This is a genomic window from Haloferax sp. YSSS75, from assembly GCF_046764215.1.
Lineage (GTDB): Archaea > Halobacteriota > Halobacteria > Halobacteriales > Haloferacaceae > Haloferax.
In genome coordinates this window covers 1,392,515-1,416,282 of record NZ_CP177206.1, presented here as the reverse complement: position 1 = coordinate 1,416,282, position 23,768 = coordinate 1,392,515, and the positions used below count along the sequence as shown (strand labels likewise).

At 61.3% G+C, this 23,768-nt stretch carries 25 protein-coding genes; 17 read left to right on the top strand and 8 right to left on the bottom strand.

All coding sequences use genetic code 11. The features are described 5' to 3' along the window. Positions 1–34: 34 nt before the first annotated feature. On the bottom strand, positions 35–607 hold the full coding sequence (locus tag ACK3R5_RS07505) for a hypothetical protein (RefSeq protein WP_411968552.1): 573 nt from the start codon (positions 605–607) through the stop codon (positions 35–37). A gap of 597 nt (positions 608–1,204) precedes the next feature. Here ACK3R5_RS07505 and ACK3R5_RS07500 point away from each other — a divergent pair. Both ACK3R5_RS07500 and ACK3R5_RS07495 read left to right on the top strand, forming a co-directional pair. Next, the gene (locus ACK3R5_RS07500; RefSeq protein ID WP_411968551.1) at positions 1,205–2,152 is read left to right on the top strand and encodes a hypothetical protein; all 948 of its coding nucleotides are present in this window, start codon (positions 1,205–1,207) and stop codon (positions 2,150–2,152) included. A 232-nt stretch (positions 2,153–2,384) separates the two neighbouring features. Continuing rightward, entirely contained in the window at positions 2,385–3,188 is an 804-nt protein-coding gene (locus tag ACK3R5_RS07495; protein WP_411968550.1) for a hypothetical protein, read from the top strand. Between the two features lie 309 nt (positions 3,189–3,497). Here the strand turns inward: ACK3R5_RS07495 and ACK3R5_RS07490 are convergent, their stop codons facing one another. Both ACK3R5_RS07490 and ACK3R5_RS07485 read right to left on the bottom strand, forming a co-directional pair. Beyond that, complete coding sequence (locus tag ACK3R5_RS07490) at positions 3,498–3,980, bottom strand: hypothetical protein (RefSeq protein ID WP_411968549.1); 483 nt, start codon at positions 3,978–3,980, stop codon at positions 3,498–3,500. Between the two features lie 562 nt (positions 3,981–4,542). Then, a complete protein-coding gene (locus ACK3R5_RS07485) occupies positions 4,543–6,012 on the bottom strand; it encodes a lipopolysaccharide biosynthesis protein (protein WP_411968548.1) in 1,470 nt (489 codons plus the stop codon). A 124-nt stretch (positions 6,013–6,136) separates the two neighbouring features. Here ACK3R5_RS07485 and aglJ point away from each other — a divergent pair, with 124 nt between their 5' ends. Further along, positions 6,137–7,048, top strand: a complete 912-nt coding sequence (aglJ, locus tag ACK3R5_RS07480) for an S-layer glycoprotein N-glycosyltransferase AglJ (RefSeq protein WP_411968547.1) — start codon at positions 6,137–6,139, stop codon at positions 7,046–7,048. Between the two features lie 66 nt (positions 7,049–7,114). Here the strand turns inward: aglJ and ACK3R5_RS07475 are convergent, their stop codons facing one another. Continuing rightward, positions 7,115–7,441 (bottom strand): hypothetical protein, encoded by a 327-nt coding sequence (locus ACK3R5_RS07475; protein ID WP_411963435.1) that lies wholly within the window; start codon positions 7,439–7,441, stop codon positions 7,115–7,117. A 113-nt stretch (positions 7,442–7,554) separates the two neighbouring features. Between ACK3R5_RS07475 and ACK3R5_RS07470 the strand changes: the two genes are divergently transcribed. Next, positions 7,555–7,767 (top strand): ribbon-helix-helix domain-containing protein, encoded by a 213-nt coding sequence (locus ACK3R5_RS07470; RefSeq protein WP_411963434.1) that lies wholly within the window; start codon positions 7,555–7,557, stop codon positions 7,765–7,767. 3 nt (positions 7,768–7,770) lie between these two features. Here the strand turns inward: ACK3R5_RS07470 and ACK3R5_RS07465 are convergent, their stop codons facing one another. From ACK3R5_RS07465 to ACK3R5_RS07455, 3 genes are all read right to left on the bottom strand, one after another. After that, positions 7,771–8,244 carry a hypothetical protein gene (locus ACK3R5_RS07465; RefSeq protein WP_411963433.1) on the bottom strand — a complete coding sequence of 158 codons (474 nt, stop codon included), beginning with the start codon at positions 8,242–8,244 and terminating at the stop codon, positions 7,771–7,773. After that, positions 8,244–8,930 carry a hypothetical protein gene (locus ACK3R5_RS07460; RefSeq protein WP_411968546.1) on the bottom strand — a complete coding sequence of 229 codons (687 nt, stop codon included), beginning with the start codon at positions 8,928–8,930 and terminating at the stop codon, positions 8,244–8,246. Before ACK3R5_RS07460 ends, ACK3R5_RS07465 begins: the two co-directional genes overlap by 1 nt. 257 nt (positions 8,931–9,187) lie before the next feature. Further along, positions 9,188–9,475 (bottom strand): DUF5779 family protein, encoded by a 288-nt coding sequence (locus ACK3R5_RS07455; protein ID WP_411963431.1) that lies wholly within the window; start codon positions 9,473–9,475, stop codon positions 9,188–9,190. A gap of 391 nt (positions 9,476–9,866) precedes the next feature. Here ACK3R5_RS07455 and ACK3R5_RS07450 point away from each other — a divergent pair, with 391 nt between their 5' ends. The 13 genes from ACK3R5_RS07450 to ACK3R5_RS07390 all read left to right on the top strand — a co-directional run bounded on the left by ACK3R5_RS07450 (position 9,867) and on the right by ACK3R5_RS07390 (position 23,237). Further along, a complete protein-coding gene (locus ACK3R5_RS07450; RefSeq protein WP_411968646.1) occupies positions 9,867–11,111 on the top strand; it encodes a LeuA family protein in 1,245 nt (414 codons plus the stop codon). A 364-nt stretch (positions 11,112–11,475) separates the two neighbouring features. Continuing rightward, positions 11,476–13,242 (top strand): biosynthetic-type acetolactate synthase large subunit, encoded by a 1,767-nt coding sequence (gene ilvB, locus ACK3R5_RS07445; RefSeq protein ID WP_411968545.1) that lies wholly within the window; start codon positions 11,476–11,478, stop codon positions 13,240–13,242. Continuing rightward, positions 13,239–13,895, top strand: coding sequence for an acetolactate synthase small subunit (gene ilvN, locus ACK3R5_RS07440; RefSeq protein ID WP_411963429.1), 657 nt, complete (start codon positions 13,239–13,241; stop codon positions 13,893–13,895). The genes ilvB and ilvN overlap by 4 nt, the downstream gene beginning before the upstream one ends. Beyond that, on the top strand, positions 13,892–14,932 hold the full coding sequence (gene ilvC, locus ACK3R5_RS07435) for a ketol-acid reductoisomerase (RefSeq protein WP_411963428.1): 1,041 nt from the start codon (positions 13,892–13,894) through the stop codon (positions 14,930–14,932). Before ilvN ends, ilvC begins: the two co-directional genes overlap by 4 nt. Positions 14,933–14,946: 14 nt before the next feature. Beyond that, positions 14,947–15,219: a hypothetical protein gene (locus ACK3R5_RS07430; RefSeq protein ID WP_411963427.1), complete on the top strand. Its 273-nt coding sequence runs from the start codon at positions 14,947–14,949 to the stop codon at positions 15,217–15,219. Further along, complete coding sequence (gene leuC / locus ACK3R5_RS07425; protein WP_411963426.1) at positions 15,212–16,633, top strand: 3-isopropylmalate dehydratase large subunit; 1,422 nt, start codon at positions 15,212–15,214, stop codon at positions 16,631–16,633. Before ACK3R5_RS07430 ends, leuC begins: the two co-directional genes overlap by 8 nt. After that, positions 16,630–17,238, top strand: coding sequence for a 3-isopropylmalate dehydratase small subunit (gene leuD, locus ACK3R5_RS07420; RefSeq protein ID WP_411968544.1), 609 nt, complete (start codon positions 16,630–16,632; stop codon positions 17,236–17,238). Before leuC ends, leuD begins: the two co-directional genes overlap by 4 nt. After that, entirely contained in the window at positions 17,231–18,205 is a 975-nt protein-coding gene (gene leuB / locus ACK3R5_RS07415) for a 3-isopropylmalate dehydrogenase (protein WP_411968543.1), read from the top strand. Before leuD ends, leuB begins: the two co-directional genes overlap by 8 nt. Positions 18,206–18,373: 168 nt before the next feature. Beyond that, the gene (gene glpR / locus ACK3R5_RS07410) at positions 18,374–19,141 is read left to right on the top strand and encodes an HTH-type transcriptional regulator GlpR (RefSeq protein ID WP_411968542.1); all 768 of its coding nucleotides are present in this window, start codon (positions 18,374–18,376) and stop codon (positions 19,139–19,141) included. Then, positions 19,138–20,055: a 1-phosphofructokinase gene (gene pfkB, locus ACK3R5_RS07405; protein ID WP_411968541.1), complete on the top strand. Its 918-nt coding sequence runs from the start codon at positions 19,138–19,140 to the stop codon at positions 20,053–20,055. Before glpR ends, pfkB begins: the two co-directional genes overlap by 4 nt. 96 nt (positions 20,056–20,151) lie before the next feature. After that, positions 20,152–21,867 carry a phosphoenolpyruvate--protein phosphotransferase gene (gene ptsP / locus ACK3R5_RS07400; RefSeq protein ID WP_411968540.1) on the top strand — a complete coding sequence of 572 codons (1,716 nt, stop codon included), beginning with the start codon at positions 20,152–20,154 and terminating at the stop codon, positions 21,865–21,867. A 95-nt stretch (positions 21,868–21,962) separates the two neighbouring features. Continuing rightward, positions 21,963–22,955, top strand: coding sequence for a class II fructose-bisphosphate aldolase (gene fba, locus ACK3R5_RS07395; RefSeq protein WP_411968539.1), 993 nt, complete (start codon positions 21,963–21,965; stop codon positions 22,953–22,955). 132 nt (positions 22,956–23,087) lie between these two features. Then, positions 23,088–23,237 carry a hypothetical protein gene (locus ACK3R5_RS07390; RefSeq protein ID WP_411963419.1) on the top strand — a complete coding sequence of 50 codons (150 nt, stop codon included), beginning with the start codon at positions 23,088–23,090 and terminating at the stop codon, positions 23,235–23,237. 63 nt (positions 23,238–23,300) lie between these two features. Here the strand turns inward: ACK3R5_RS07390 and ACK3R5_RS07385 are convergent, their stop codons facing one another. Then, positions 23,301–23,747 (bottom strand): DUF5799 family protein, encoded by a 447-nt coding sequence (locus tag ACK3R5_RS07385; protein ID WP_411963418.1) that lies wholly within the window; start codon positions 23,745–23,747, stop codon positions 23,301–23,303. Between the last annotated feature and the right edge of the window lie 21 nt (positions 23,748–23,768).

Sequence of the window (23,768 nt, the reverse complement as noted above, 5' to 3'; positions counted from 1 at the left end):
AAATCCATTTATATATAATCTGTTACAGTCCACCTCACAGGTAGCCGAGCGATTCGAGGTTCTCTTCAACACTCCGTTCTTGTCGCGTGAACGACTTCGGCTCGTGAGTTCCCGAATCGGTAGCCGTGGTTTCGACCCACGGGACTCGTCGGAGTTGCGGCATGAGGGACCCACTACTGTGGCCGTACATCCCCCACTCGCCGAACAGTTCTCCATGGTCGGCCGTGATAACGACCGTTTCTGCGTCGAAGTTATCGAGTAACACCTCGATGTGGTCCAACCCGTACCGGAGTTCTTGGAGGTAACTGTTCCAGACTGTCTCCAAGTCGCCACCGTCTCGAAGATAATCCCACGGTTTCTGCTCGTACTTTGCGAGCTGGTCCGCACCTCTTGCTTTCGCGGCCGCAGCAAATGGATAATGTGGTTCGATGACGTGAGCAATGACTCGGTCGAAGTCTTCCATACGTCCGACTTCGACTGTGAAGTCGACTACTGTCGACGCGTCCGCCTGTGGTTGGTCTGAATACCCAGCACGTCCGTCGCCGTACTGCCACGCAGGGATGTGCTTGCCGAGGGTACCACCTGGGACAGTCTGCCAATCCGTCATCGCGAACCGTGCATTGTGTCGTTCTTCTGGGCGGTAACCGTCCTCGATGATTCGCTGGGGCCACCCGTTTGCGGATATTAGCGCAGTTTGTTCGAGTTCGTCACGGTACGATTCCACAAATGTATTCGAGGTCCACTCGAGCGTCGACGCCCCGACCGACTTCCGAACCGTCACATCGTCCGCGTCGAAGTACTCGTAGTCGTCTGCGACTGCTCTCAGAGCGTCGGGACGGCATGTGTCGAGGACGACGAGTAAGTCCCACTCTTCCGAGAAAATATTCTGCCCGAGAGCGACCCGCGATGAAAGCGTCAGTAATATCGATTTCCGTACGGGTTCTGTGACGTAGGCTGCGCCTCGTAAAGGGTCCTTTAGTCCTGCTCGTAGAAGCTCCGTGATAGACCTGCCGTCCATGTCTGTGATAGATTTATCGTACATAAGTAATTGACCGACGTCCCAGCAGGTCCCCCGAGGACGTGGTCGTTGGTAGTCGTGATTCCCTTGGAACGTTTAAATGTCGCCTCCGCTTCCGTACTGTTATTACCGTCCACACTCACTCCCCCTCAAGAAACGACCAGATATTCTAGAACGCCACCTGTCATGCAACTGCCTCGAATCCCATACCTTACCACGACATACCGAATCGCCCGTGACCGTGGTCCCCGCGCTGCCGCGGCGACGATTACCGACTTCCTCCGAGAAGAGACGACACGGGGAATCCACGCTGTCTCGTCACCTGTTGGACCCGGTCAACCAATCTTCGAGCGCGAGTGGGACGTTCTGGTCATCTGCGACGCTGCTCGCGTCGACCTGACTCGCGAGGTCGCCCCGGAATACGATTACATCTCGAACGTCGACACCCACGTCTCCACTGCCAGTTACTCGAAAGGGTGGATGGACTCGAATTTCACAGACGAGTATGCCGACGAGATGGCGCGGACGATCCACGTCACTGCCAATCCCTTCTCTGATACCCTTGACGAGGAACAGTGGGCCGTCCTCGACGAGGTGTGGCGGCACAACTGGGACGAGGACAATGGAACGACGCTTCCAGAACCACTCGTCGACAGGGGTATCCACTACTGGCGACAGCGAGAGGAACTCGGCGCAGACCGGATGATCATTCATTTGATGCAGCCACACCTCCCGTTCATCGGAACCGACTGGATGAGGGGACAACGACTCGAAGACTGGGGGCACGCGAACACCGAGAAGACGGTCTGGGAGAAAGTCCGCGACGGCGAAATACCGTTCGAAGAGATGTGGGACGCCTACGCCGAAAACCTTCGAATCGCATTCGACGAAATCGACCGTCTCCTCAGAAACATGGACGCAGAGAAAGTCGCCATCACTGCTGACCATGGTAACTTAGTCGGTGAACACGGCCTCTGGGGGCATCCCCCGGGTGTCAAATACCCCGACCTTCGAATCGTCCCGTGGATCGAGACGTCGGGAATCGACGAGGGAGCGTCTGTTCCTACTATTGGTGACGAGACGGAATCGGCCACAGACGTGGAAGACCGGCTATCTTCACTCGGCTATCTGTAGAGTCGTCATCTGCGTTTTGTCGTCTGAACACACGTGTTGACGCAGGGACGTGGCCGAACGACGCTAACCGGACCTTATTTGTGATATCACTTGGGTTATTCCGAAAACGATGTACTCTCTGGACCAAGTGCGAAATGGGCTCTCCGCTCCATCTCTGATTTTGCGTGAGCTCAATCGGCTTTATTACACCCGATTCGACACGCACTCGTACAACCCAAACGGCGTCGACATCGTGTCCGAAGACTGGGATGTACTGCAGATTCTCGATGCCTGCCGCTACGACATGTTCGCAGAGCAATCGCAGCTCCCCGGTGACCTCCAGTCACGAACCTCACGTGGGTCGAACACGATGGAGTTCCTCCACGCGAATTTCGAAGGCCGAACGATGCACGACACCGTGTACGTCACGGCGAACCCGCAGTTTAGACGGCACGAGGACGAACTCGACGCCGAGTTCCACGCCGTCATCGACGTCTGGTTAGACGAGGGATGGGACGAGACGTACAACACAGTCATGCCCGGAACGACGGCAAAATACGCGCTCCAGGCAGCCAAAGAGTATCCCGACAAGCGCATCCTCGTCCACTACATCCAACCGCACTACCCGTTTATCGACCCCGACACGACGTTCGATAAACGGCACCTCCACGAAGGTGACGACGAGACCATCGACTTCTGGCACGAAATAATGTTCGGGAAACTCGATATCAGTGCCGACGAAGTCTGGCGACTCTACCGAAAAACACTCGACGAAGCGTTCCCGCACGTCGAAACTGTGATGCAGGCCGTCGAGGGCCGACACGTGGTCACCGCAGACCACGGGAACATGGTCGGAGAGCGGGCACGACCGGTCCCAGTCCGTGAGTGGGGTCATCCGCAGAGCATCTACACCGAAGAATTGGTCGAGGTACCGTGGCTCGTTTACGACAATGGTAATCGCCGGAACGTCGTCACCGAAGAACCCGGGTCGAACCGAGAGGGCGTCGACGACGGAGTGGTCGAGTCTCGATTGCGCCACCTCGGATACACTGAGTGAGGCCTACTACGTTGGACCGAGAGTAGCCAAGTGGGGGATTTGTCCGCGCCCCCCATCAGACATTCTTCAGAGAGTGGACGTGCGAGAACCCGAACATTGTGAGAGCGGGGTGAGAGCCAGACCGATGTGTGAATCGATATTGGGGTCGTTTTCGGTTCAGACCGCGGTGGCTAGTAGGCGAGTACGACGAACGCGATAGCGAATTGGGGAGACTGGTACCGTGTTGGTCGCTCCGACAGCGTGCGCCTGCGGCATATGCACTCGACCAATCGGTTCTCTAACGGGGGTACACTGGATAACGCTACTCTTTCACTTGTACCCGAGGTATTCGAGGCGTTCTTCTGCAGATTTACTCACTTCCTCTTCACTACTATCGTCGACGTGGATGTGTCCGATACCCGACTCGGCAGTCACCTCTCGTCTGTCGGACGAGTCCCACACCATCCATGGTACTTGGACCAGTCCCGGGATGTGAAGTTCTGGATGTCCGTACCCAGGAATCGGAATTGGCCAGATTGTATCGCCGAGAAGCTCTCCGTGGTCTGCGGTAAGGACCGTTCGCCCGTCGAGTTCGGGGATGAGATCAGCGACGTATTCGAGGGCGATATCCATGTTCTCACGATAGGCTCTCTTCACAGTCTCTTCGTCACCGTGATGGCGGCCTGCAGTCCACTCTTGCCACATCGGACTATCATCGTCACCGAACGCTTCTTTCCCTATCTCACCGAGATACGGCCAGTGGGGTGGCATGATGTGGATGATGAACTTCTTGTTAGGGAATTTCTCGAGCATCTTCTTCGCGTCAGCGACCGTGTCCTTTGGATGGTGTGACTTCTCCCACGAGTGATAGATTGCGTGGAAGTTCAAATCCAATTTGGCACGTTCTCCGTGCAGAGATTTCCAAAGGTGTGGTGACGCAGTCACGTATACTGTGTCGGTCATGTCCCGGTCTCCGAACGACCTTCGGAGGAACTGGTTGGTGTAACACGATTGTGATTTGACCGACGTCAATTCACCATCGAGTGCGGATTTCACTTCTTCGTCCGCGTTGTGTAGACACTCCGTGAATACGTCGTACCGGCACGCGTCGAGAACGATTAGATTATCCCAGTCTTCCTCCGCGACGTTCGTCCCCCACGGAATGACCCCCATTTTGTGTCCGACCTTGTGAGTTGCAATATTAATCCCTTCAACGAAGAGACGCCAACTACCGAATCGTTCGAGTACCATTTGGTCTTACAGCGCGTAACTGCGATGAAGAAGCTAACGGTCCTGAAAAATATTCAAGACATCTACTATTCCGTGGGTAGACCGTCGTTCCACCGGATATCGGGTCACGCTTGGATAGTTTTCGTCAACCCCGATAGTCGACGACTGCGTCCCGGAACTGTTCGTACACCGACGAGGCGATAGTGCGGTGCGAGTCCGAGAGTAAGACAAGAACGGTTCCGTACGTCACACCGCCCACGAGGAGTAAGAGGGTCAGGTCGACCCACGACCGCACTGGAACCATCCGGTTGATACCCTCGACGGCGACGAACATGAGTACACCTGCGACGATTTGTTCTCCGATTGCCCGAGGAAATAACACGAGGTTCGAGACGAGTCTGCGGACGACGACGACACCGCCGACCAACCGAAGTGTCTCTGCGATAACCGACGCATAGACGACCCCAACAGGTCCGAAGACGCTCAGCAACCCCACTCCCAGAGCGATGTTCAGGACGAGGGTACTAACGTCCACGAACAACGTCGCGTCCGGCCGGTCGAGTCCGTGGACGGTGTTCAACAGTTGGTCTGCCTGTTTTCGAAGGAGTTGGTAGAGAACAATCCACGCTAAGAACTCCGCTGCGCCCCGGTATCCAGACCCGTATACCGTGACTGCGAGTTCGCCTTTGAGGGCGAGCGCACCGAAGAACATCGGAATCGCAAACAGCCCGGTTACTGAGAGCGCATTTTTCAGGTCGATCCTGATGCGCTCGACGTTCCCCTTGCTCTGGAGGTTACTCACTCGCGCCATCAACCCGTTGCCGACGACGACACCGATGAGTGTCGCGGGGACGCTCAACTTCCACGCAACCTCGTAATAGCCCGCGATAGCAGGTGTGAAAAATAGTCCTAGGAGGACCATGTCGGTCCGAGCGAGGACCTTCGAGGCGAGTCGAGAGATTGCACTGAACCGACCGAACTCCCATATCGAGTCGATAGTCGCTTTCGACGGAACCCGAGGTGTCACACCGAGGACGACGATGCCGACGATACCCGTTATCGTCGAGGAGATGGCGAGTCCAAACGCCATACCACTCGCACCGAATCCTAAGAGAACCAACCCGAGTTGGAACGGAAACGTGAGGAGCGACCCCAGAAGGTCGACGAGGTTCGAGACACTCACGCGACCGGTCCCTTCGATGACGGTCATGACGGACTCGACGAACGAGACGGTGACGAGAAGCATCGAAAACAATAGTGCCGCTTCCTCGACACCCGAATAATCTACGAGAGAGCTCTGAAACGTGAACGCGACGATTGCACCGACTGCACCGAGTAGCGAGATTGCGACGAGTTGCGCCGCGAGAATCTCCTGTCTCGACCCGTCGGTCTCCGAGAATCGCTTCTTTGCCGCCGTTGCGAATCCCTGGATTGGTTGGACGGTGATGAGGACGATACTCAGCAACAGGTAATACCCACCGAAGAGAGACGGGTCGAGCAGTCTCGCGAAGATAATCGTCCCGATGAACCCGACTCCGGACATGACGAGGCGGATGAGGAACCCAGAACTAACTTCGAGTCCAAATCGGACGTCGCTCGCTTCGGGCCCACTCATATCGGTGCCCACGAACTGGGAGTAAAAATCCCTCGTGATTTACCGCGGAGAGTTTCCAATCGCCCGATGACCGAAACAGACAAGTGGAAACTTTTTCTATCCTCTGAATTCGTTCTGAGGAACGATGCCCACCCCCGACTCCGTCTGCATCCTCATCCCCACATACGACGAGGCTGCGACGATCGCCGACGTCGTTTCCGACTATCGAGACGAAGGATACACCAACGTACTCGTCATCGATGGTGGCTCCACAGACGGGACGCGCGAACTCGCCGAGGAGGCCGGTGCCCACGTCGTCGTCCAGTCTGGGTCCGGGAAAGGCCAAGCGGTGAGGGAGGCCATAGCGGAACACATCAAGGCGGAGTACGTGCTGATGCTCGACGGGGACGGAACGTACGAACCGACCGACGCCGAGAAGATGCTCGCGCCGCTCGACGACGGCTACGAACACGTCATCGGTGACCGGTTCGCGGACATGCGGGCGGGGGCGATGACGAGCCTGAACAAAGTCGGCAACCGTATCATCAACCGGGCGTTCGCACTCATTCACGGACAGGACTTCAAAGACATCCTCAGCGGGTACCGCGCGTTCACGCGCGAGTCGTTCCTCGAGATGACGCTCACGTCAGACGGGTTCGGCATCGAGACGGAGATGGCCGTCGAGTGTGCGAAACACAACGTCAAAACCACCGTCGTACCGACGTCGTACTATCCACGCCCCGACGGGTCGGATACGAACCTCAATCCGATTCGCGACGGTGGCATCATCTTTCTCGAACTCTACCGGCGGGCGAAGACCAACAACCCGCTTTTCTACTTCGGGAGCGTCGGCCTCGCGTCGACGGCGACGGGACTCGGACTCGCGGCCTACGTCGCCTACGAGTGGGTCGTCCGTTCTGTCTCCCACGAAGTCATCGCCGTCGTCTCGGCGGCGGGTATCCTCTTCGGCGTCCAACTGTTGATGTTCGGCGTCCTCTCGGACCTCATCCTCTCGCTGCATCGCGACCAGATGAAACGGATTCAGGAACTAGAGTAAGAGACGAGACCAGACGGCAGTTTGCGCAAGCACCGAGGCGGCAGACGACTCGTGACAGTGCTTCGGTCAGAAGGGGACGAGTGCACGGAGACGCCCCAAGAGGCTCTTCGATGCGTTCGCGCGGAACTCCTCGAAGACGGGGTGGAGTGATTCGAGCAGGTCCCGACGTGAGTCGAACTGGTCTTTCCCAGTCGCTTCGAGTGCGTCGTCTATCGCGACCGTATTCCCTGCAGCGTCGATGGGGACGTCGACGTGGTTGAGCGCCTGCGCAATCGTCCGCGCGTCTGCCGGGTAGTCGATATCTGCGTCGTCGACGTCGCTCGACAGTGCGGCGATACCGAACTCGATAGCGTCCGGGTCCGACGTATCGTTCTGCGGCGGTCTCGCGGCCATCGAGTAAACGTAGGAAGTTGGCGAGTGATAAACCCCCGTCTAATCCTGTGGCCGTCTCGACGAGGCTATTCTGCACCGTTGGGATTAACCCCGGCCAGCGCAAGACCCCACTCATGACCGAGTACACGACGGTTTCGATTCCGAAAGAGCTGGCAACTCGTGTCGAAGAGACACTCGAAGGAACGACGTTCTCCAGTACGAGTGACCTCGTGCGGTTCCTCCTTCGCAGTATCGTCATCCAGCACGAACGGTCCGGTGGCGAACTCTCCGAGTCGGAGTTCCAGGAGATTGCCGAGCAGTTGACCGACCTCGGATACCTGCGATAGGCGTTAGGCGAGTTCTTCTTCGGGTGGTTCGGCGTCGAGGACCACGACGTCGAGTTTCCGACCTGCACGGTCGAACGCGCCGAACGTCGACTCTTCCCACGGCGGGACGGCGAGGAGGACGACTGCGGCGAGGTCGTCGCGTTCGGTGAGTTCGAACGGGCCCTGTGGATGGGTGATGAACCGTGCTCGTCCCCGACCCGCAGGCGTTCCCAGGTCGATACCGAAGATGGCGCTGACGGACCCGCCCGCCTCGGCCATGTAGAAGTGCGTGAGTACTGGCGTCTCCGGGTCGATTCCGAGGTCCGTCTCGAAGTCACCCGCCGGAGTCGGTGCGAGAACGAGGTTCATCGGCGTCGGTTCGGCGTCTTCAGCCATGTCGAGGAGGACGTCCACGAGGCCGCGAGTCACGTGAATGGCCGGGCGTTCGGAGTCGACGCTCGTCGCAGACGACGATGGGTGTGTTCGCTCGTCGGCCATCAGTCGGAGACCATCGACTTGAACGCCGAGACGTACGCACTGGGGAGGTTCTTCCGGGCGTTCGACAGCGCCGTTCGGAGTTCGTCGCCGGCGTTCGTCGTGATGCCAGCACCGTGGCCGACGAGGAGGCGTTCAGGTTCGAACTTCGAGAGGACACGACGCGGGGGGAAGGGCCTGAGCATCGGGTGGACGCCGAGGCGTTCACCAGCGGCACAGTAGTATTCGACCGTCCCCACCGCCTCCGGCACGATGAGCGTCCGACTGTCGTCGTGGTAGAACCCGACTTCCTGCCACGGTGGGACCGTCCGGTCGACGACGCGGAACGTCTGGAACCCGGTGGTCGCGAGTTCTGTCCCGAATCGCTCGACTGGCGCATCCATGTCGTCCGCGACGCCCGTCATCCACGACGCGACGTAGACGGGAACGTCGTGACGGGTCGCGATGGTGTCCGCGTCACGTTTGTGCCGGTCGAGGCCGACGACGACACCGGCCACGTCGCCAAGTTCGGCGAGCAAGTCGTCGAGGCCCTCGGCGTCGACGGGGTCGAACACCCACACGTCGCCGTCGATTTCGACGGCGTGACTGGCACGTTGCATCGATTCGTCTGGGTGGGCTAGCCACCCGACGCCGTGCTCCCATCGGTCTATTTCGCGGAGGTTAGCGCGTCCGCTACCTTTCATCGGCATGATAGTACGGTGGGGCGGACCGTGTATAAGCCCTCTCCCAACGGCGGTTCCCACGAGGTTTCAGCTACCGGGAGGAGTACGATGAGGACGGTGAGGATGAGGCACCCACGACGGCGAGAGAGTGGAGGGAGAAACAGGCGGAAGTAGGGGGTGACAGAGGATGGTGTAGAGGGTGAAACAGGGTGAGTAGAGGGTGAAAGAGACAGGAGTGGGTTCCAGAGAGATGGGTGACGATAGCGTGTCGACCGGTGAAGACCCTAGAGGTTGTCCGTATTGATGTTGACGCCCGGCGGAGTCACGACGAGGAACTTGCGGAAGTGCATCAAGTGCCCGCCCATATCCTTCACGTCGCGTGCGAACCCGGACGCGAGTTTGTTGAGGTCGCCTTCGATGGCGAGCATCAGGGTGTTTCCGCGAGCGACGGATTGCACCCACTCCTCAGGTGGGGTCGACCCGTCGAGGACGCCGAGGACGACGTCCCCTTCCGCTTCGTCTTCGTCTAAGTGTTCTTCGGCAGTCTGCAGGTTGAGGTTGAAATCGCCCATACCCGCCCGGTTGTCGAGCGACGAGAAAAGGGTTCGGTCCGCGGGAGTATCATCTGGCCCTCCCGGCGAGTCGAACGTAGCGACTGGCGTCGTCCTCGTCGGCCCGTCGCCGGCAGTTCGTGTTCCGTGATGGCACTCACCTCCATTCACATTCGTCCAATCGAGGGTGCGCGTGAGGGCGCCGAATTAATGTTTCTAAACTTAAGATGCTGAAATTAGCCTTCTCACGAGATGGATACTGTCGGAGTGTATCAAGGCATCATATGACATGATATCATATTAGGACGTTTAGGTACGTCGATTACCCCTGAATGGACGAGACACGTTGTCGCTGGTGAACGACCGTGATACTGTCTATGGGAAACGTTTAAATATAAGTTCATGCACCTGACTGACACGATGTCTCACAACGACACGGAGGATTCGTCGGGTTCCCCGGCGGGTCGAGTTCTTCAAGGGCACATTAGCCCAACAATCTGAAATCGAAGACGTACGAATCTTCGACACGACACTCCGCGACGGCGAACAGTCACCGCGAACCTCGTTCAGTTACGAGGAGAAGCGCGACATAGCCGCCACCCTCGACGACATGGGCACCCACGTCATCGAGGCAGGGTTCCCCGTGAACTCTGATGCGGAGTTCGAGGCAGTTGCCGATATCGCTGCTTCAGCGGACAAATCGACGACGTGTGGGTTGGCCCGCGTCGTCGACAAGGATATCGAAGCCGCGCTGGATTCCGGCGTGGACATGGTGCACACGTTCGTCAGCACCAGCGACGTCCAACTGGCCGACTCGATGCACGCTTCCAGAGAGGAGGCCGTCGAGCGCGCCGTCCGCAGTGTCGAACGCGTCCGCGACGCGGGCGTCGAAGTAATGTTCTCACCGATGGACGCCACTCGTACGGACGAGGAGTTCCTGATCGAAGTCGTCGAAGCGGTCTCTGAGGCCGGCGTCGACTGGATCAACCTCCCCGACACGGTCGGTGTCGCGACGCCGACACGGTTCGCACGGATGGTCCAGATGGTCAGCGAACACACCGACGCGAGAATCGACGTGCACGCGCACGACGACTTCGGACTGGCGTCGGCCAACGCGATGGCCGGATTCGAAGCGGGTGCTGCACAGGCGCAGGTGTCTGTCAACGGCATCGGTGAGCGCGCCGGCAACGCCGCCTACGAGGAGGTCGTCATGGCCGCCGAATCCCTCTACGGCGTCGATACCGGCATCGACACCACTCGAATCACCGAGTTAGCCCGCATCGTCGAGGAGGCGTCCGACATCCCGGTCCCGGCGAACAAGCCGGTCGTCGGGCGGAACGCCTTCTCCCACGAGAGCGGCATCCACGCTGCAGGCGTCATCGAGAACGCCGACACGTTCGAGCCGGGCGTCATGACCCCCGAGATGGTCGGCGCTACCCGCGAGTTCGTGCTCGGCAAGCACACGGGGACGCACTCGGTTCGCAAACGCCTCGCCGACATCGGGTTCGAACCGACGGACGCCGAGGTCCGCGAGGTCACCCGACGCGTCAAAGACTACGGCGCAGAGAAAGAACGCGTCACCGACACGACGCTCGAGGCGTTTGCCCGCGAGGTAGGCGTAACCCACAAGGACGAGAGGGAGGAGGTCCGCGCCTGATGGCGCTGGGCTGTGGCCCTACTGGGCGACCGCCCTGTACGCGCTCTCGGTCGGCGAGCAATCGTTGCCCGCCGCGTAACAGTTATTACACCCCGGGAGTACGTGTCCCATACGATGAACCAGCACGGCGCACGTCTGGCACCCGCTTCGCCGCACTCTGCGGTGAGCGATGCCGCCGTCGCTGCTGTTCGGTCGCTCATTATTGTAGGGGCATAGCCCCCTCACACCACATCTCTCAGTCCTCGGGTTCGAACCGTTTTCAGACACCTCAGCAGTCCCCAACCATGGAGCACCAGTTCCACACGAACGACCGACAGCACACGCATCGACATCGACCGACAACCAATCCGCACGGAGGCGAAACATGAGCGAACGCACCACCGCTCAACCGGAATCGGACGCGTCGTCTGACGACGCATCCACCGACGAACAGACGCAGACCGAAGTGACGTCGGGCGCGACGTCAGTCATCCGCGCACTCGAAAACGCCGGCGTCGAGACGGCGTTCGGCGTGCAAGGTGGGGCAATCATGCCCATCTACGACGCCCTGTACAGTTCAGGCATCCGTCACGTGACGATGGCACACGAACAGGGCGCGGCCCACGCCGCAGACGCTTACGGCGTCGTCAAAGGCGACCCGGGTGTCTGTCTCGCCACGTCCGGTCCCGGCGCGACCAACCTCGTGACCGGCATCGCCGACGCCAACATGGACTCCGACGCGATGCTCGCGCTCACCGGACAGGTCCCATCGGACATGGTCGGTTCGGACGCGTTCCAGGAGACGGACACGACGGGCGTCACCGCCCCGATTACGAAGCACAACTACTTCGCTTCCTCTCCGGACACCGTCGGAGACACCGTCGGTGAAGCGTTCGCACTGGCCGGCACGGGACGTCCCGGGCCGACGCTGGTCGACCTGCCGAAGGACACCTCACTGGGCGAGACTGACCACGAACCCGGCGAGGCCAAGCCCCCGGCGACGTGCAAACCACGTCTCGACCCCGACGACGCCGACGTCGAAGCGGCCGCTCGCGCAATCGAACGCGCCGAGAAGCCGCTTCTCCTGTTCGGTGGCGGGGTCGTCAAAGGAAACGCAACCGACGCCGCCCGGTCGTTCGCGAACGCACACGAGATTCCGGTCGTCACGACCATGCCCGGCATCGGCACCATGCCGGAAGACGACGAACTCTGCCTCTCGTGGGCAGGGATGCACGGTACCGGCTACGCCAACATGGCTATCACGCACACCGACTGTCTCATCGCAGTCGGGACGCGCTTCGACGACCGACTGACCGGCGGCATCGACACGTTCGCACCCGAAGCACAGGTCGTTCACATCGACATCGACCCGGCGGAAATATCGAAGAACATCCACGCAGACTACCCAGTCATCGGCGACGCCGGTCGGTCTCTCGACCGACTCGACGCCGAGATGGAACACAGTCCGGACGCCCGCGAGTGGCGCGAACAGTGCCTGACGTGGAAAGACGAGTACCCGATGGACTACGCGGCACCCGACGACGAACCGCTGAAACCGCAGTTCGTCGTCGAGGCGCTGGACGAAGCGACGCCGGACGAGACAATCGTCACGAGCGGCGTCGGCCAACACCAGATGTGGGCCGCCCAGTACTGGACCTTCCGCGAACCGCGTCGGTGGGTCTCGTCACACGGCCTCGGCACGATGGGATACGGCTTACCCTCGGCCATCGGTGCCCGACTCGCCGCGGACGACGACGAGACCGTCGTCTGTGTCGACGGCGACGCCTCGTTCCTGATGACGATTCAGGAACTGTCAGTCGCCGTCCGTGAGGAACTCGACATCACGGTGGCCGTCCTGAACAACGAGTACATCGGGATGGTCCGCCAGTGGCAGGACGCCTTCTTCGAAGGCCGTCGCATGGCCGCTGGGTACGACTGGTGTCCCCAGTTCGACAAACTCGCCGAGGCGTTCGGCGCGCGCGGATGGACCGTCGACTCTTACGAGGAAGTTCCAGACGCCATCGAAGAGGCACTGGCCTACGACGGCCCCTCTGTCATCGACTTCCACGTCGACCCTGCAGAGAACGTCTATCCGATGGTCTCCTCGGGCGCACCGAACGGCAAATTCGCTCTCTCGGAGGACCAACTATGAGTGACAAGCAGACGGGACTGCAAGGCCCCGCTCCCGACGACAGACCCCACCCCGAAGGCCGGCGTAACGCACAGGGTATTCGAATCGACCCGGAAGTCGAATCCGAACCCGAACGACGACGCACGGTGTTTTCGGCCATCGTTGAGGACGAACCCGGTGTCCTCTCGCGTATCGCTGGCCTCGCCGCGCGACGCCAGTTCAACATCGAGAGTCTCACCGTCGGTCCGACCACCGTTGATGGCCACTCGCGTATCACGATGGTCGTCGAGGAACCGGAACCCGGAATCGACCAGATAGAAAAACAAATCGCCAAACTCAAGCCCGTCATCTCCATCGGCGAACTCGACGACGACGCCGTCCGCACGGAACTCGTCTTGCTCAAAGTTCGCGGCGAGGAACCCGACAAGGTTCACGCCGTCACGGAGATGTACGACGGCACGACGCTCGACGCCGGACAAGAGACCATCACGGTCCAACTCACCGGCGACGAGCGCAAGATAGACGACGCCGTGGACGCGTTCCGCCGCTTCGGCATCATCGAAATCGCCCGAACCGGCCAGACCGCCCTCGCCCACGGCGCGAAGAAGACAGTCCCCGGAGAGGAACCCGGAACCTCCGGCGAACCGACGAAACCTACTACAAATACCAAATGACCGAACTCACCACGACTGTATACTACGACGACGACGCAGACCGCTCACAAATCGACGACAAGACTGTTGCCATCCTCGGCTACGGCAGTCAGGGCCACGCCCACGCCCAGAACCTCGCAGACAGTGGAGTCGACGTGGTCGTCGGCCTCCGCGCCGACTCCTCGTCCCGTGCGGCGGCACGCGAAGATGGACTCCGCGTCGCGACGCCCGCTGAGGCAGCAGCAGAAGGTGACATCGTCTCGATTCTCGTCCCCGACACCGTCCAACCGGCGGTGTTCGAGGAGATTCGCGACGAACTCGAACCCGGCGACACGCTGCAGTTCGCACACGGCTTCAACATCCACTACAACCAGATTCGACCCCCGGAAGACGTCGACGTGACGCTCGTCGCGCCGAAGTCGCCCGGGCACCTCGTCCGCCGCAACTACGAGAGCGACCAGGGGACGCCCGGCCTCATCGCCGTCTATCAGGACACGACTGGCGACGCCAAAGAGGAAGCACTGGCCTACGCCCACGGCATCGGGTGTACCCGCGCTGGCGTCATCGAGACGACGTTCCGCGAGGAGACGGAGACTGACCTCTTCGGCGAGCAGGCCGTCCTCTGTGGCGGCGTCACCTCGCTCGTCAAGCAGGGCTACGAGACGCTCGTCGACGCCGGCTACTCGCCCGAGATGGCCTACTTCGAGTGCCTGAACGAACTGAAGCTCATCGTCGACCTGATGTACGAAGGTGGACTGGGCGAGATGTGGGACTCGGTCTCCGACACCGCCGAATTCGGCGGTCTCACCCGCGGTGACCGCGTCGTCGACGAACACGCCCGCGAGAACATGGAAGCGATTCTGGAGGAAGTTCAAGACGGCACCTTCGCCCGCGAGTGGATTCTGGAGAACCAGGCGGGCCGCCCGTCGTACTCCCAGCTCAAGGACGCCGAAGAGAACCACGACATCGAACAGGTCGGCGCACCGCTCCGCGACCTGTTCGCGTGGGCCGACGACGAAGACGACACAGAGAAAGCCGAGGCACCGGCGGACGACTGACGACCAACACACCAATGACAGGAAACGAGACACGAGACGACGACGACGAACGAATGAGAGACATCAGCCACACCAACCCGAATACGGGTGAGACGTTCACCACCGTCTACGAGCGCGGACCGGCCGCAACCGACGGCGGCGGCGCGTCTCGGTCGCCGCCCGAGATGACCGGCGGGTCCGAGACGATGGAAGATATCGACCACACTCCCCGGAACGAGACGGGAGCGAACGACGTCTGGAAACGCGGCAAAACCGGCAAACCAACCGCTGGTGACGTAGATGAGTGAGGGTACGCTCTACGACAAGGTGTGGGAAGAACACACCGTCTCCGAGCTCCCGACGGGCCAGACCCAGTTGTTCTGCGGCCTGCACCTCATCCACGAGGTGACGAGTCCGCAAGCGTTCGGTATGCTGCAGGAACGCGATTTGGAAGTCGCCTACCCCGAGCGCACACACGCGACTGTCGACCACATCGTCCCCACGTCGGACCAGTCGCGGCCCTTCCGCGACGCCGCCGCCGAGGAGATGATGGCCGAACTCGAACAGAACGTCCGCGACGCGGGCATCAACTTCTCGGACCCGACGTCCGGCGACCAGGGTATCGTCCACGTCATCGGGCCGGAGCAGGGTCTCACCCAACCCGGCATGACCATCGTCTGTGGTGACAGTCACACCTCGACCCACGGCGCGTTCGGCGCGCTGGCGTTCGGTATCGGGACGAGCCAGATTCGCGACGTGCTGGCGACCCAGACTGTCGCGATGGAGAAGAAGAAGGTTCGCAAGATAGAGGTCACGGGCGAACTCGGCCCGGGCGTCGAAGCGAAAGACGTCATCCTCGAAATCATCCGTCGTCTCGGAACCGAAGGCGGCGTCGGCTACGTCTACGAGTACGCCGGCGAGGCCATCGAGAACCTCGACATGGAAGGTCGGATGAGCATCTGCAACATGTCCATCGAGGGTGGCGCTCGTGCGGGGTACGTCAACCCCGACGAGACCACCTACGAGTGGCTCGAGCAGACCGACTACTTCCAGGAGAACCCCGAGAAGTTCGACGAACTCAAACCCTACTGGGAGTCCATCCGCTCGGACGACGACGCCGAGTACGACGACGTCGTCACCATCGACGGGTCGGAACTCGAACCCGTCGTCACGTGGGGGACCACACCCGGACAGGGCGTCGGCATCACCCAACCTATCCCGGCACCGGAAGACCTGCCCGAAGACAAGCAGGACACCGCCCGGATGGCACAGGAACACATGGGCGTCGAACCCGGCGACACGATGGAAGGCTACGAAATCGACGTCGCCTTCCTCGGGTCGTGTACGAACGCACGAATGCCTGACCTGCGCCGTGCCGCCGAAGTCGTGAAGGGTCGGCAGGTAGCCGACAGCGTCCGCGCGATGGTCGTTCCCGGCAGTCAGCGCGTCAAGGCCGCCGCAGAAGCGGAAGGGCTGGACGAAGTGTTCGAAGAAGCAGGCTTCGAGTGGCGAGAAGCAGGGTGTTCGATGTGTCTCGGCATGAACGAAGACCAACTGGAGGGTGACGAAGCGTCGGCGTCCTCCTCGAACCGCAACTTCATCGGTCGGCAGGGGTCGAAAGACGGCCGTACCGTCCTGATGAGCCCCCGAATGGTGGCCGCGGCAGCCATCACCGGGGCGGTAACTGACGTGCGCGAACTGAAGGAGGTGAAAACCGCATGAGCGACGAGATTCCAGAGATAGACTACGTCTCCGGGCCGGGCGTGCCCATCCGCGGCAACGACATCGACACCGACCAGGTCATCCCGGCACGGTTCATGAAAGTCGTCACGTTCGACGGCCTCGGCGAGTTCGCGTTCTTCGACCAGCGCTACGACGAGAACGACGAACCCAAAGACCACCCGATGAACGAACCGCAGTTCCAGGACGCCTCGGTCATGGTCGTCAACGCCAACTTCGGGTGTGGGTCCTCCCGCGAACACGCGCCACAGGCGCTCATGCGCTGGGGTATCGACGCACTCGTCGGCGAGTCCTTCGCCGAAATCTTCGCCGGCAACTGTCTCGCACTGGGTATCCCGACGGTCACCGCCGACCACGAGACTATCGTCGAACTCCAGGAGTGGGTCGACGAGAACCCCGACGGCGACATCGAAGTCGACGTGGAAGCCGAGACGGTCACCTACGGCGACACCACCGTCGAAGCGACAGTGGACGACGCACAGCGGAAGGCGCTCACCGAGGGCGTCTGGGACACGACGGCGCTCATGAAGTCGAACGCCGACGCAGTCGCCGAGAAAGCCGCCTCCCTCCCCTACGTCGATGACTGAGAAAATCGTCGTCATCCCCGGCGATGGCATCGGGAACGAAGTCGTCCCGGCCGCCGTCGAAGTTCTCGAGGCCGTCGGCGACTTCGAGTTCGTGGAGGCCGACGCCGGTGACCACGTGAAAGAACAGACGGGCGAGGCACTCCCGCAGGAGACGTACGACCTTGCGGCCGAAGCAGACGCCACGCTGTTCGGTGCGGCAGGCGAGACGGCGGCAGACGTCATCCTCCCGCTTCGAACCGCCGTCGACTCGTTCGTCAACGTCCGCCCAGCGAAGGCCTACCCCGGCGTCGACGCGCTTCGCCCCGAGACGGACCTCGTCTTCCTCCGTGAGAACACCGAAGGTGTCTACTCGGGTCACGAGGACCGCCTCTCCGACGACCTGTCGACGCTCACTCGCGTCGTCACGACGTCGGCATCTGAGCGACTCGCAGCGTACGCCTGTGACTTCGTCGGCGGCGAAGGAGGACAGTTCCACGTCGCCCACAAGGCGAACGTCATGCGCGAGACTGACGGCCGCTTCCGAGACGCTGTCGTCTCGGTCGCTGACGAACGCGGCGTCGAGGTGGACGAAGTCCTCATGGACGCCTTCGCGACGCACGTCTGTCTCGACCCCACGCAGTTCGACACCATCGTCTGTCCGAACCTCGCAGGCGACGTGCTGTCGGACCTCGCCGCAGGACTCGTCGGTGGACTCGGCCTGCTCCCGTCGGCCAACATCGGCCCGGAGACGGCCCTGTTCGAACCGGTCCACGGGTCTGCACCCGACATCGCCGGCGAAGGCATCGCCAACCCGGCAGCGACCATCCTCTCGGCCGCGATGCTCCTCGACTACCTCGGCTACGAAGAGGAGGCAGACAACGTTCGGACGGCAGTCGAGGGCGTCCTCGCAGACGGCCCGCGAACGCCTGACCTCGGCGGCGACGCCTCGACCAAGGACCTGACTGCCGCCATCGTCGACCGCCTCTAACTGCCGCGCGTTCCGCTTTTTATTCGGTGTCCAGAACCACGTTCGGCCAGTGGTGCGTGTTCGTTCCTGCGTGGAGACACCCAATTTCGAACAGATACAGTCGGAATCCAACATAAACAATTAACACCGCCTGCCACCCACGTTCCACGCAACGAGGAACCGCCACTGATGTTACCAGCAGAGCGAAAACGCCGTATCGTCGAACTCGTCTCCGACTCCGACGGCCGGTCGGTCGAGGCGCTCTCCGAGGACCTCGGCTACTCGAAGGCGACGATACGTCGGGATTTACGCGAACTCGAAGACCGGGGACTGGTCGAACGGTCACACGGCGGGGCCGTCCCCGTGACGTCCGTCGGCCGGGAACAGCCTTACGGCGAAAAGGAAGTACAGAATCTGGAGGGCAAACGAGCAATCGCCGCCCGCGCCGTCGAGGAACTCGGCGACGACCAGGTCGTCTTCTTCGACGCAGGGACGACGACGATGGAAGTCGCGCGAAACGTTCCGAGCGACGGGTCGATGCTCGGCGTCACCAACTCACCCCGACTCGCTATCGAACTCAACAACGAGGACAACGAAGTCAAACTCACCGGCGGGACGCTCCGACGCCGGACCCGAGCGCTCGTCGGCCCGACTGCAGAGTCGTTCATGCAACGGACCAACTTCGATTTGCTCTTCTTGGGGACGAACGCTCTCGACGTCGACGCCGGACTCTCGACGCCGAACGAAGAGGAGGCACGAATGAAGGAACTGATGGTCGAGAAGTCCGAGCGAGTCGTCCTCGTCGCCGATTCGTCCAAACTTGGCCGCCGCAGTTTCGTCCAGTTCGCATCGTTCGAAGATATCGACCTGTTCATCACCGACGACGAACTCGACGCGGCGCTTCGTGAGACACTCGAGAGCGCGGGCGTCGACGTCGTCGATGGAGTTGCACGATGATTCTCACCGTCACACCGAACCCCGCAGTAGACCACACGATTCACTTCGACGAACCGCTCCAGACCGGCGTCGTCCACAGAACCGACGACGCGGTGTTCACCGCTGGTGGCAAAGGAATCAACGTCGCGAAGTACGTCTCCGCGCTCGACGTGGAGGCCACCGCGTCCGGATTCCTCGGCGGCCACTTCGGCCAGTTCATCCGTGACCGATTGGAGGCAGACGACATCCAGAGCGACTTCGTGGCCATCCACGACAACACCCGCCTCAACACCACAGTCCTCGCGACGGACGGCGAGTACAAACTCAATCACAACGGTCCGTCCATCACCGACGACGACGTCGACGAACTCGTCGAAGCAGTCGAAGCGAACGAACCGGATACGCTCCTCGTCGGCGGCAGTCTCCCGCCGGGGATGTCGTTGTCGGCAGTGGATAGACTCGCTCGCGCCGGTGACTGGCGGACCGCCATCGACATGGGCGGGTCGGCACTCTCGGAACTCGACGCCGACTACTTCGCCTGTAAGCCGAACCGGCCCGAACTGGCGGCGGCGACGGGACAGACTGTCGAGACGAACGACGACGCGATTGCCGCCGCAGAAGAACTGCACGAACGAGGGTTCGAGTACGTCCTCGCGTCACTCGGCGGCGACGGTGCCATCCTCGTCACCGACGACGAAGTGTTGTCCGCCCCCGCACTCGACGTCGAAGTCGTCGACACCGTCGGCGCTGGCGACGCCGTCTTCTCTGGATTCCTCGCCGCCTTGGACCACGGAAAGAGCGACGCCGAGGCGCTTCGCTGGGGCATCCTCACGGCGGCACGCGTCGTCGGCGTCGCCGGCACTCGCGTTCCCCACCTCGGAGACGTGCTCACGGCCCAGACACACGTCGAAGTGACGACTGTTCGCGAACGATAACGTCGCTCCGTTCGTCTTCGTCGGCGCTGGTGGAGGTGGAACCGAACGCGTCCGATTCGAGGATACGTTTTCCACCCTCCGTGCCGAAGACCAACTATGGCTGAGCGAACTCTCTCTGGTGTCGGGGTAACACCGCTTTCCGGCGTCGGGACTGTCGTCTGGTACCGCCCGGACGCTGACCTGGCAGACCCGCCTGCCGCCGAAGACGTCGACGCTACGACCGAACTCGCCCGCTTCGACGACGCTCGAACCGAGGCGGAGGCGGAACTGAAGACAGAACGAGCGCGGACGGCCGAGCGAGTCGGTGAAGAGGAGGCCGCCGTGTTCGACGCCCACGTCCAGTTTCTCAACGACCCGCAGATAACCGAGGGCGTCACGGACGCCATCGAAGATGGCCTCCCGGCCGAACACGCCGTCGAACAGACGTTCTCGGGGTTCGTCGAACAGTTCGAGAACATGGGCGGGCGAATGGGCGAACGCGCAGACGACCTACGAGATATTCGTGACCGTCTCCTGCGTCTCCTCTCGGACGGCGAACGGGTCGACCTCTCGTCGCTCCCGAAGGGGAGCGTCGTTCTGGCCGAACGACTCACACCGAGTGACACTGCGCAACTCGACCCCACGCGCGTCGCGGGGTTCGTGACGGTGACCGGCGGTCGAACCTCGCACGCGGCCATCTTCGCACGCTCGCTCGCCCTCCCCGCTGTCGTCGGTGTCGGCGAGGGACTCCAGTCAGTCGACGACGGTACCGAAGTCGTCGTCGACGGCGAGGGTGATAGACTCGTCGTCGAACCGGACGAGGAGACGAAGACTGCCGCCGCCGCAGAGGCAGACGTCCACGTCCGAAGCGGTGACGTCGAGACGGCAGACGGCGTCGGTATCGAAGTCGCGGCGAACGTCGGGACGCTCGCGGACCTCGAATCCGCAGTCGACCGGGGGGCAGACGGTATCGGTCTGTTCCGAACCGAGTTCCTCTTTCTCGACCGGGAGTCGCCCCCGGACGAAGACGAACAGTACGAAGCCTACGTCGAGGCACTGGAGTCGTTCTACCACGACAGAGTCGTCGTCCGAACCCTCGACGTCGGCGGCGACAAACCGGTGCCGTATCTCGACTTGCCCGACGAGGAAAATCCATTCCTCGGTGAGCGCGGTATTCGTCGGTCGCTCGGCCCCGACTCGGCACTCTTCGAGACACAGATTCGAGCGCTCTTGCGTGCCGCGGGCAGCGCCGACGGAACGCGCCTGTCGGTGATGCTTCCACTCGTGGCGACGCTGGACGAACTCTTCGATGCCCGCGAGACGTTTGTCTCCGTCTCGGACGACCTCGAATCCGAAGGCGTCGCCCACGAGATGCCCGAGTTCGGCATCATGATAGAGACGCCTGCGGCGGCATTCATGGCCGACAGATTCGCCCCGCACGTCGACTTCTTCAGCATCGGGACGAACGACCTTGCGCAGTACGTGATGGCCGCCGAGCGAGGGAACGAGCGCGTGTCGGACCTCGGCGACTATCGGCAACCCGCAGTCCTCCGCGCTATCGACGCCACCGTCTCGGCCGCCGAGGGCCACGATTGCTGGGTCGGGATGTGTGGCGAGATGGCCGGCGACCCGGCGCTCACGGAACTGCTCGTCGGACTCGGTATCGACGAGTTGAGTATGAGTCCCGTGACGATTCCTCAGGTCAAAGAGGCCGTGACGAAGACGGACACCGAATCGGCCGAAGCGTTCGCAGCACACGTCCTCGACGCCGACACCAAAGACGAGGTGGTGCGGCGACTCGCGGACGACGACTCCCCCGCTCAGGAAAATTAACTCGGTAACGAACGAAAGAGAACGTGCAAAAGCGAAACTCGCTTCCCATAGATTATTAGTCTCGCGTTCGTTGCCGAAACCGAGGTGAACGTATAATGCCGTTTTACGGCGGGGAGGAACTCGCCAGTGTATACGACGAGGCGCTCGAGGAAGGATTCGGTCTCATCGCGAGTAACATCGCAGAGCCAAGCGTCATGATGGGACTGATGGAGGGTGCCGACCGGATGGACTCGGACCTCCTGTTACAACTCAGCGGTGGTGCCTGCAAGTTCGCCGGTGACGGCGACCCGGTTGCGGGACTGAAGGCGATGGGGAACTACATCGACGTCATCGCAGAGCGATACGACATCGGCGTCTTCCTCAACATGGACCACCAGACTGACCTCGAGTTCATCGAGAAGCAGATAGAACTCGATATCCCGTCGTCAATCATGATCGACGCCTCTCACGAACCGTTCGACGAGAACGTCGCGACGAGTCGTGAAGTCGTCGAGATGGTCGAAGACGCCGGTTCCGACATCCTCATCGAGGCAGAACTCGGCCAAATCAAAGGTGTCGAAGACGAAATCGAGGCCGAAGAGGCGTTCTACACGAACCCCGAACAAGCAGTCGAGTTCGTCGAGAAGACGGGTGCAGACCTGCTCGCCATCTCTGTCGGCACGCAACACGGCGTCGCCAAAGGGAAGGACCTCGAACTCCGTCCTGACCTCGCCCACGACATCCGGCAGGAACTCAGAGACCACGGCCTCGACACCCCACTCGTCCTCCACGGGTCGTCCGGTGTCCAACCCGACCAACTGCAGGAGATGCTCCAACACGGTATCTGTAAGGTCAACAAGGACACCCGCTACCAGTACGAGTACACGCGCACCGCCTACGACCTCTACCGAAAGGACCCCGACGCCATCGTCCCGCCGGAGGGCGTCGAGGACGCACGCGACACGTTCTTCAACGAAACCGAGTGGTCGCCGGACAAGTCCGTCTTCGACCCGCGCGTCGTCGGACGCGACATCCGCGCGCGTATCGCAGACGTTCACGCCGACCTGACGGAAGTCTCCGGCAGTGCCGGCCAGACGCTCTTCAAGTAACGTCTCGTCGCGATAGACGGTGTCCCCGGCTCACCGTGACTCGCCCGCTTTCGAGCGGTACGATGGTGCAGTCGTCCAGTGGTCTTCGATTTTCCCCGGTCGCTTAAGGTATCAGACGACGTGGGTTTAGGTATGCCACAGGTCCACCTCGACGACGCAACCATCGAACGACTCGACAATCTGCGTGAAGAAGACGAAGAGTACGACGAACTCATCAACGAGTTGATGAACATCTACGAAGCGAGCGAGCGCACGCTGTTCCACGCGGGCGACGAGTACTGATAGCTCTCTGCAACCCGGTCTGTAGAACGGTTCGTCACCGCGTCGAGTTTCTGTCCCGACTCGCTACTCTTGGTAGGCGACTCTGACCTGTTCCCACTTCCCTTTCTCTTCGAGATGTTGCTGTAACGCGTCGGCGTACGCCTGCGTGAGTCGTTCGGCGTCTTCGAGTTTCTCCTGTTCGCCTTTCTTGCCGCCGTCTCCGCCGAGTCCGAGTGCGCCCTTGATAGAGTCGACGATGCCGCCGCCGGACGACGACTCCTGTCCACCGCCGCCCATCGAACCCATCTGTTTTCGGATGTTGTCGAGTTCCGGGATAATCTGCGGAACTTTCTCTGTGTTCGCGACGATGCGTGCGGATTCGGCGTCGTCGGCGTTCTCGATTTCGAACTCGGTGGCCGTCATGATGAGACCCCACTCTTGACTCGAAAAGCGGGAGTTCATCACGTGGTCGTTGAACTCGCGGTCTACGGTCATCCGGTCCCCGACGATGCTGTCGGTCCAATGTGCCATGCCCACACGTCGTCGGTCAGT

Coding starts and splice junctions, on each gene's coding strand:
- ilvN (WP_411963429.1), top strand. CDS start 13,239: ATGAGTGACAAGCAGACGGGACTGCAAGGCCCCGCTCCCGACGACAGA.
- ACK3R5_RS07490 (WP_411968549.1), bottom strand. CDS start 3,980: ATGCTCGAGAAATTCCCTAACAAGAAGTTCATCATCCACATCATGCCA.
- pfkB (WP_411968541.1), top strand. CDS start 19,138: ATGATTCTCACCGTCACACCGAACCCCGCAGTAGACCACACGATTCAC.
- ACK3R5_RS07455 (WP_411963431.1), bottom strand. CDS start 9,475: ATGGGCGATTTCAACCTCAACCTGCAGACTGCCGAAGAACACTTAGAC.
- ACK3R5_RS07500 (WP_411968551.1), top strand. CDS start 1,205: ATGCAACTGCCTCGAATCCCATACCTTACCACGACATACCGAATCGCC.
- ACK3R5_RS07465 (WP_411963433.1), bottom strand. CDS start 8,244: ATGGCCGACGAGCGAACACACCCATCGTCGTCTGCGACGAGCGTCGAC.
- leuD (WP_411968544.1), top strand. CDS start 16,630: ATGAGCGACGAGATTCCAGAGATAGACTACGTCTCCGGGCCGGGCGTG.
- ACK3R5_RS07475 (WP_411963435.1), bottom strand. CDS start 7,441: ATGGCCGCGAGACCGCCGCAGAACGATACGTCGGACCCGGACGCTATC.
- ptsP (WP_411968540.1), top strand. CDS start 20,152: ATGGCTGAGCGAACTCTCTCTGGTGTCGGGGTAACACCGCTTTCCGGC.
- ACK3R5_RS07430 (WP_411963427.1), top strand. CDS start 14,947: ATGACAGGAAACGAGACACGAGACGACGACGACGAACGAATGAGAGAC.
- ilvB (WP_411968545.1), top strand. CDS start 11,476: ATGAGCGAACGCACCACCGCTCAACCGGAATCGGACGCGTCGTCTGAC.
- ACK3R5_RS07385 (WP_411963418.1), bottom strand. CDS start 23,747: ATGGCACATTGGACCGACAGCATCGTCGGGGACCGGATGACCGTAGAC.
- ACK3R5_RS07485 (WP_411968548.1), bottom strand. CDS start 6,012: ATGAGTGGGCCCGAAGCGAGCGACGTCCGATTTGGACTCGAAGTTAGT.
- ACK3R5_RS07460 (WP_411968546.1), bottom strand. CDS start 8,930: ATGCCGATGAAAGGTAGCGGACGCGCTAACCTCCGCGAAATAGACCGA.
- aglJ (WP_411968547.1), top strand. CDS start 6,137: ATGCCCACCCCCGACTCCGTCTGCATCCTCATCCCCACATACGACGAG.
- ACK3R5_RS07505 (WP_411968552.1), bottom strand. CDS start 607: ATGACGGATTGGCAGACTGTCCCAGGTGGTACCCTCGGCAAGCACATC.
- ACK3R5_RS07390 (WP_411963419.1), top strand. CDS start 23,088: ATGCCACAGGTCCACCTCGACGACGCAACCATCGAACGACTCGACAAT.
- fba (WP_411968539.1), top strand. CDS start 21,963: ATGCCGTTTTACGGCGGGGAGGAACTCGCCAGTGTATACGACGAGGCG.
- leuB (WP_411968543.1), top strand. CDS start 17,231: ATGACTGAGAAAATCGTCGTCATCCCCGGCGATGGCATCGGGAACGAA.
- ACK3R5_RS07470 (WP_411963434.1), top strand. CDS start 7,555: ATGACCGAGTACACGACGGTTTCGATTCCGAAAGAGCTGGCAACTCGT.
- leuC (WP_411963426.1), top strand. CDS start 15,212: ATGAGTGAGGGTACGCTCTACGACAAGGTGTGGGAAGAACACACCGTC.
- ilvC (WP_411963428.1), top strand. CDS start 13,892: ATGACCGAACTCACCACGACTGTATACTACGACGACGACGCAGACCGC.
- glpR (WP_411968542.1), top strand. CDS start 18,374: ATGTTACCAGCAGAGCGAAAACGCCGTATCGTCGAACTCGTCTCCGAC.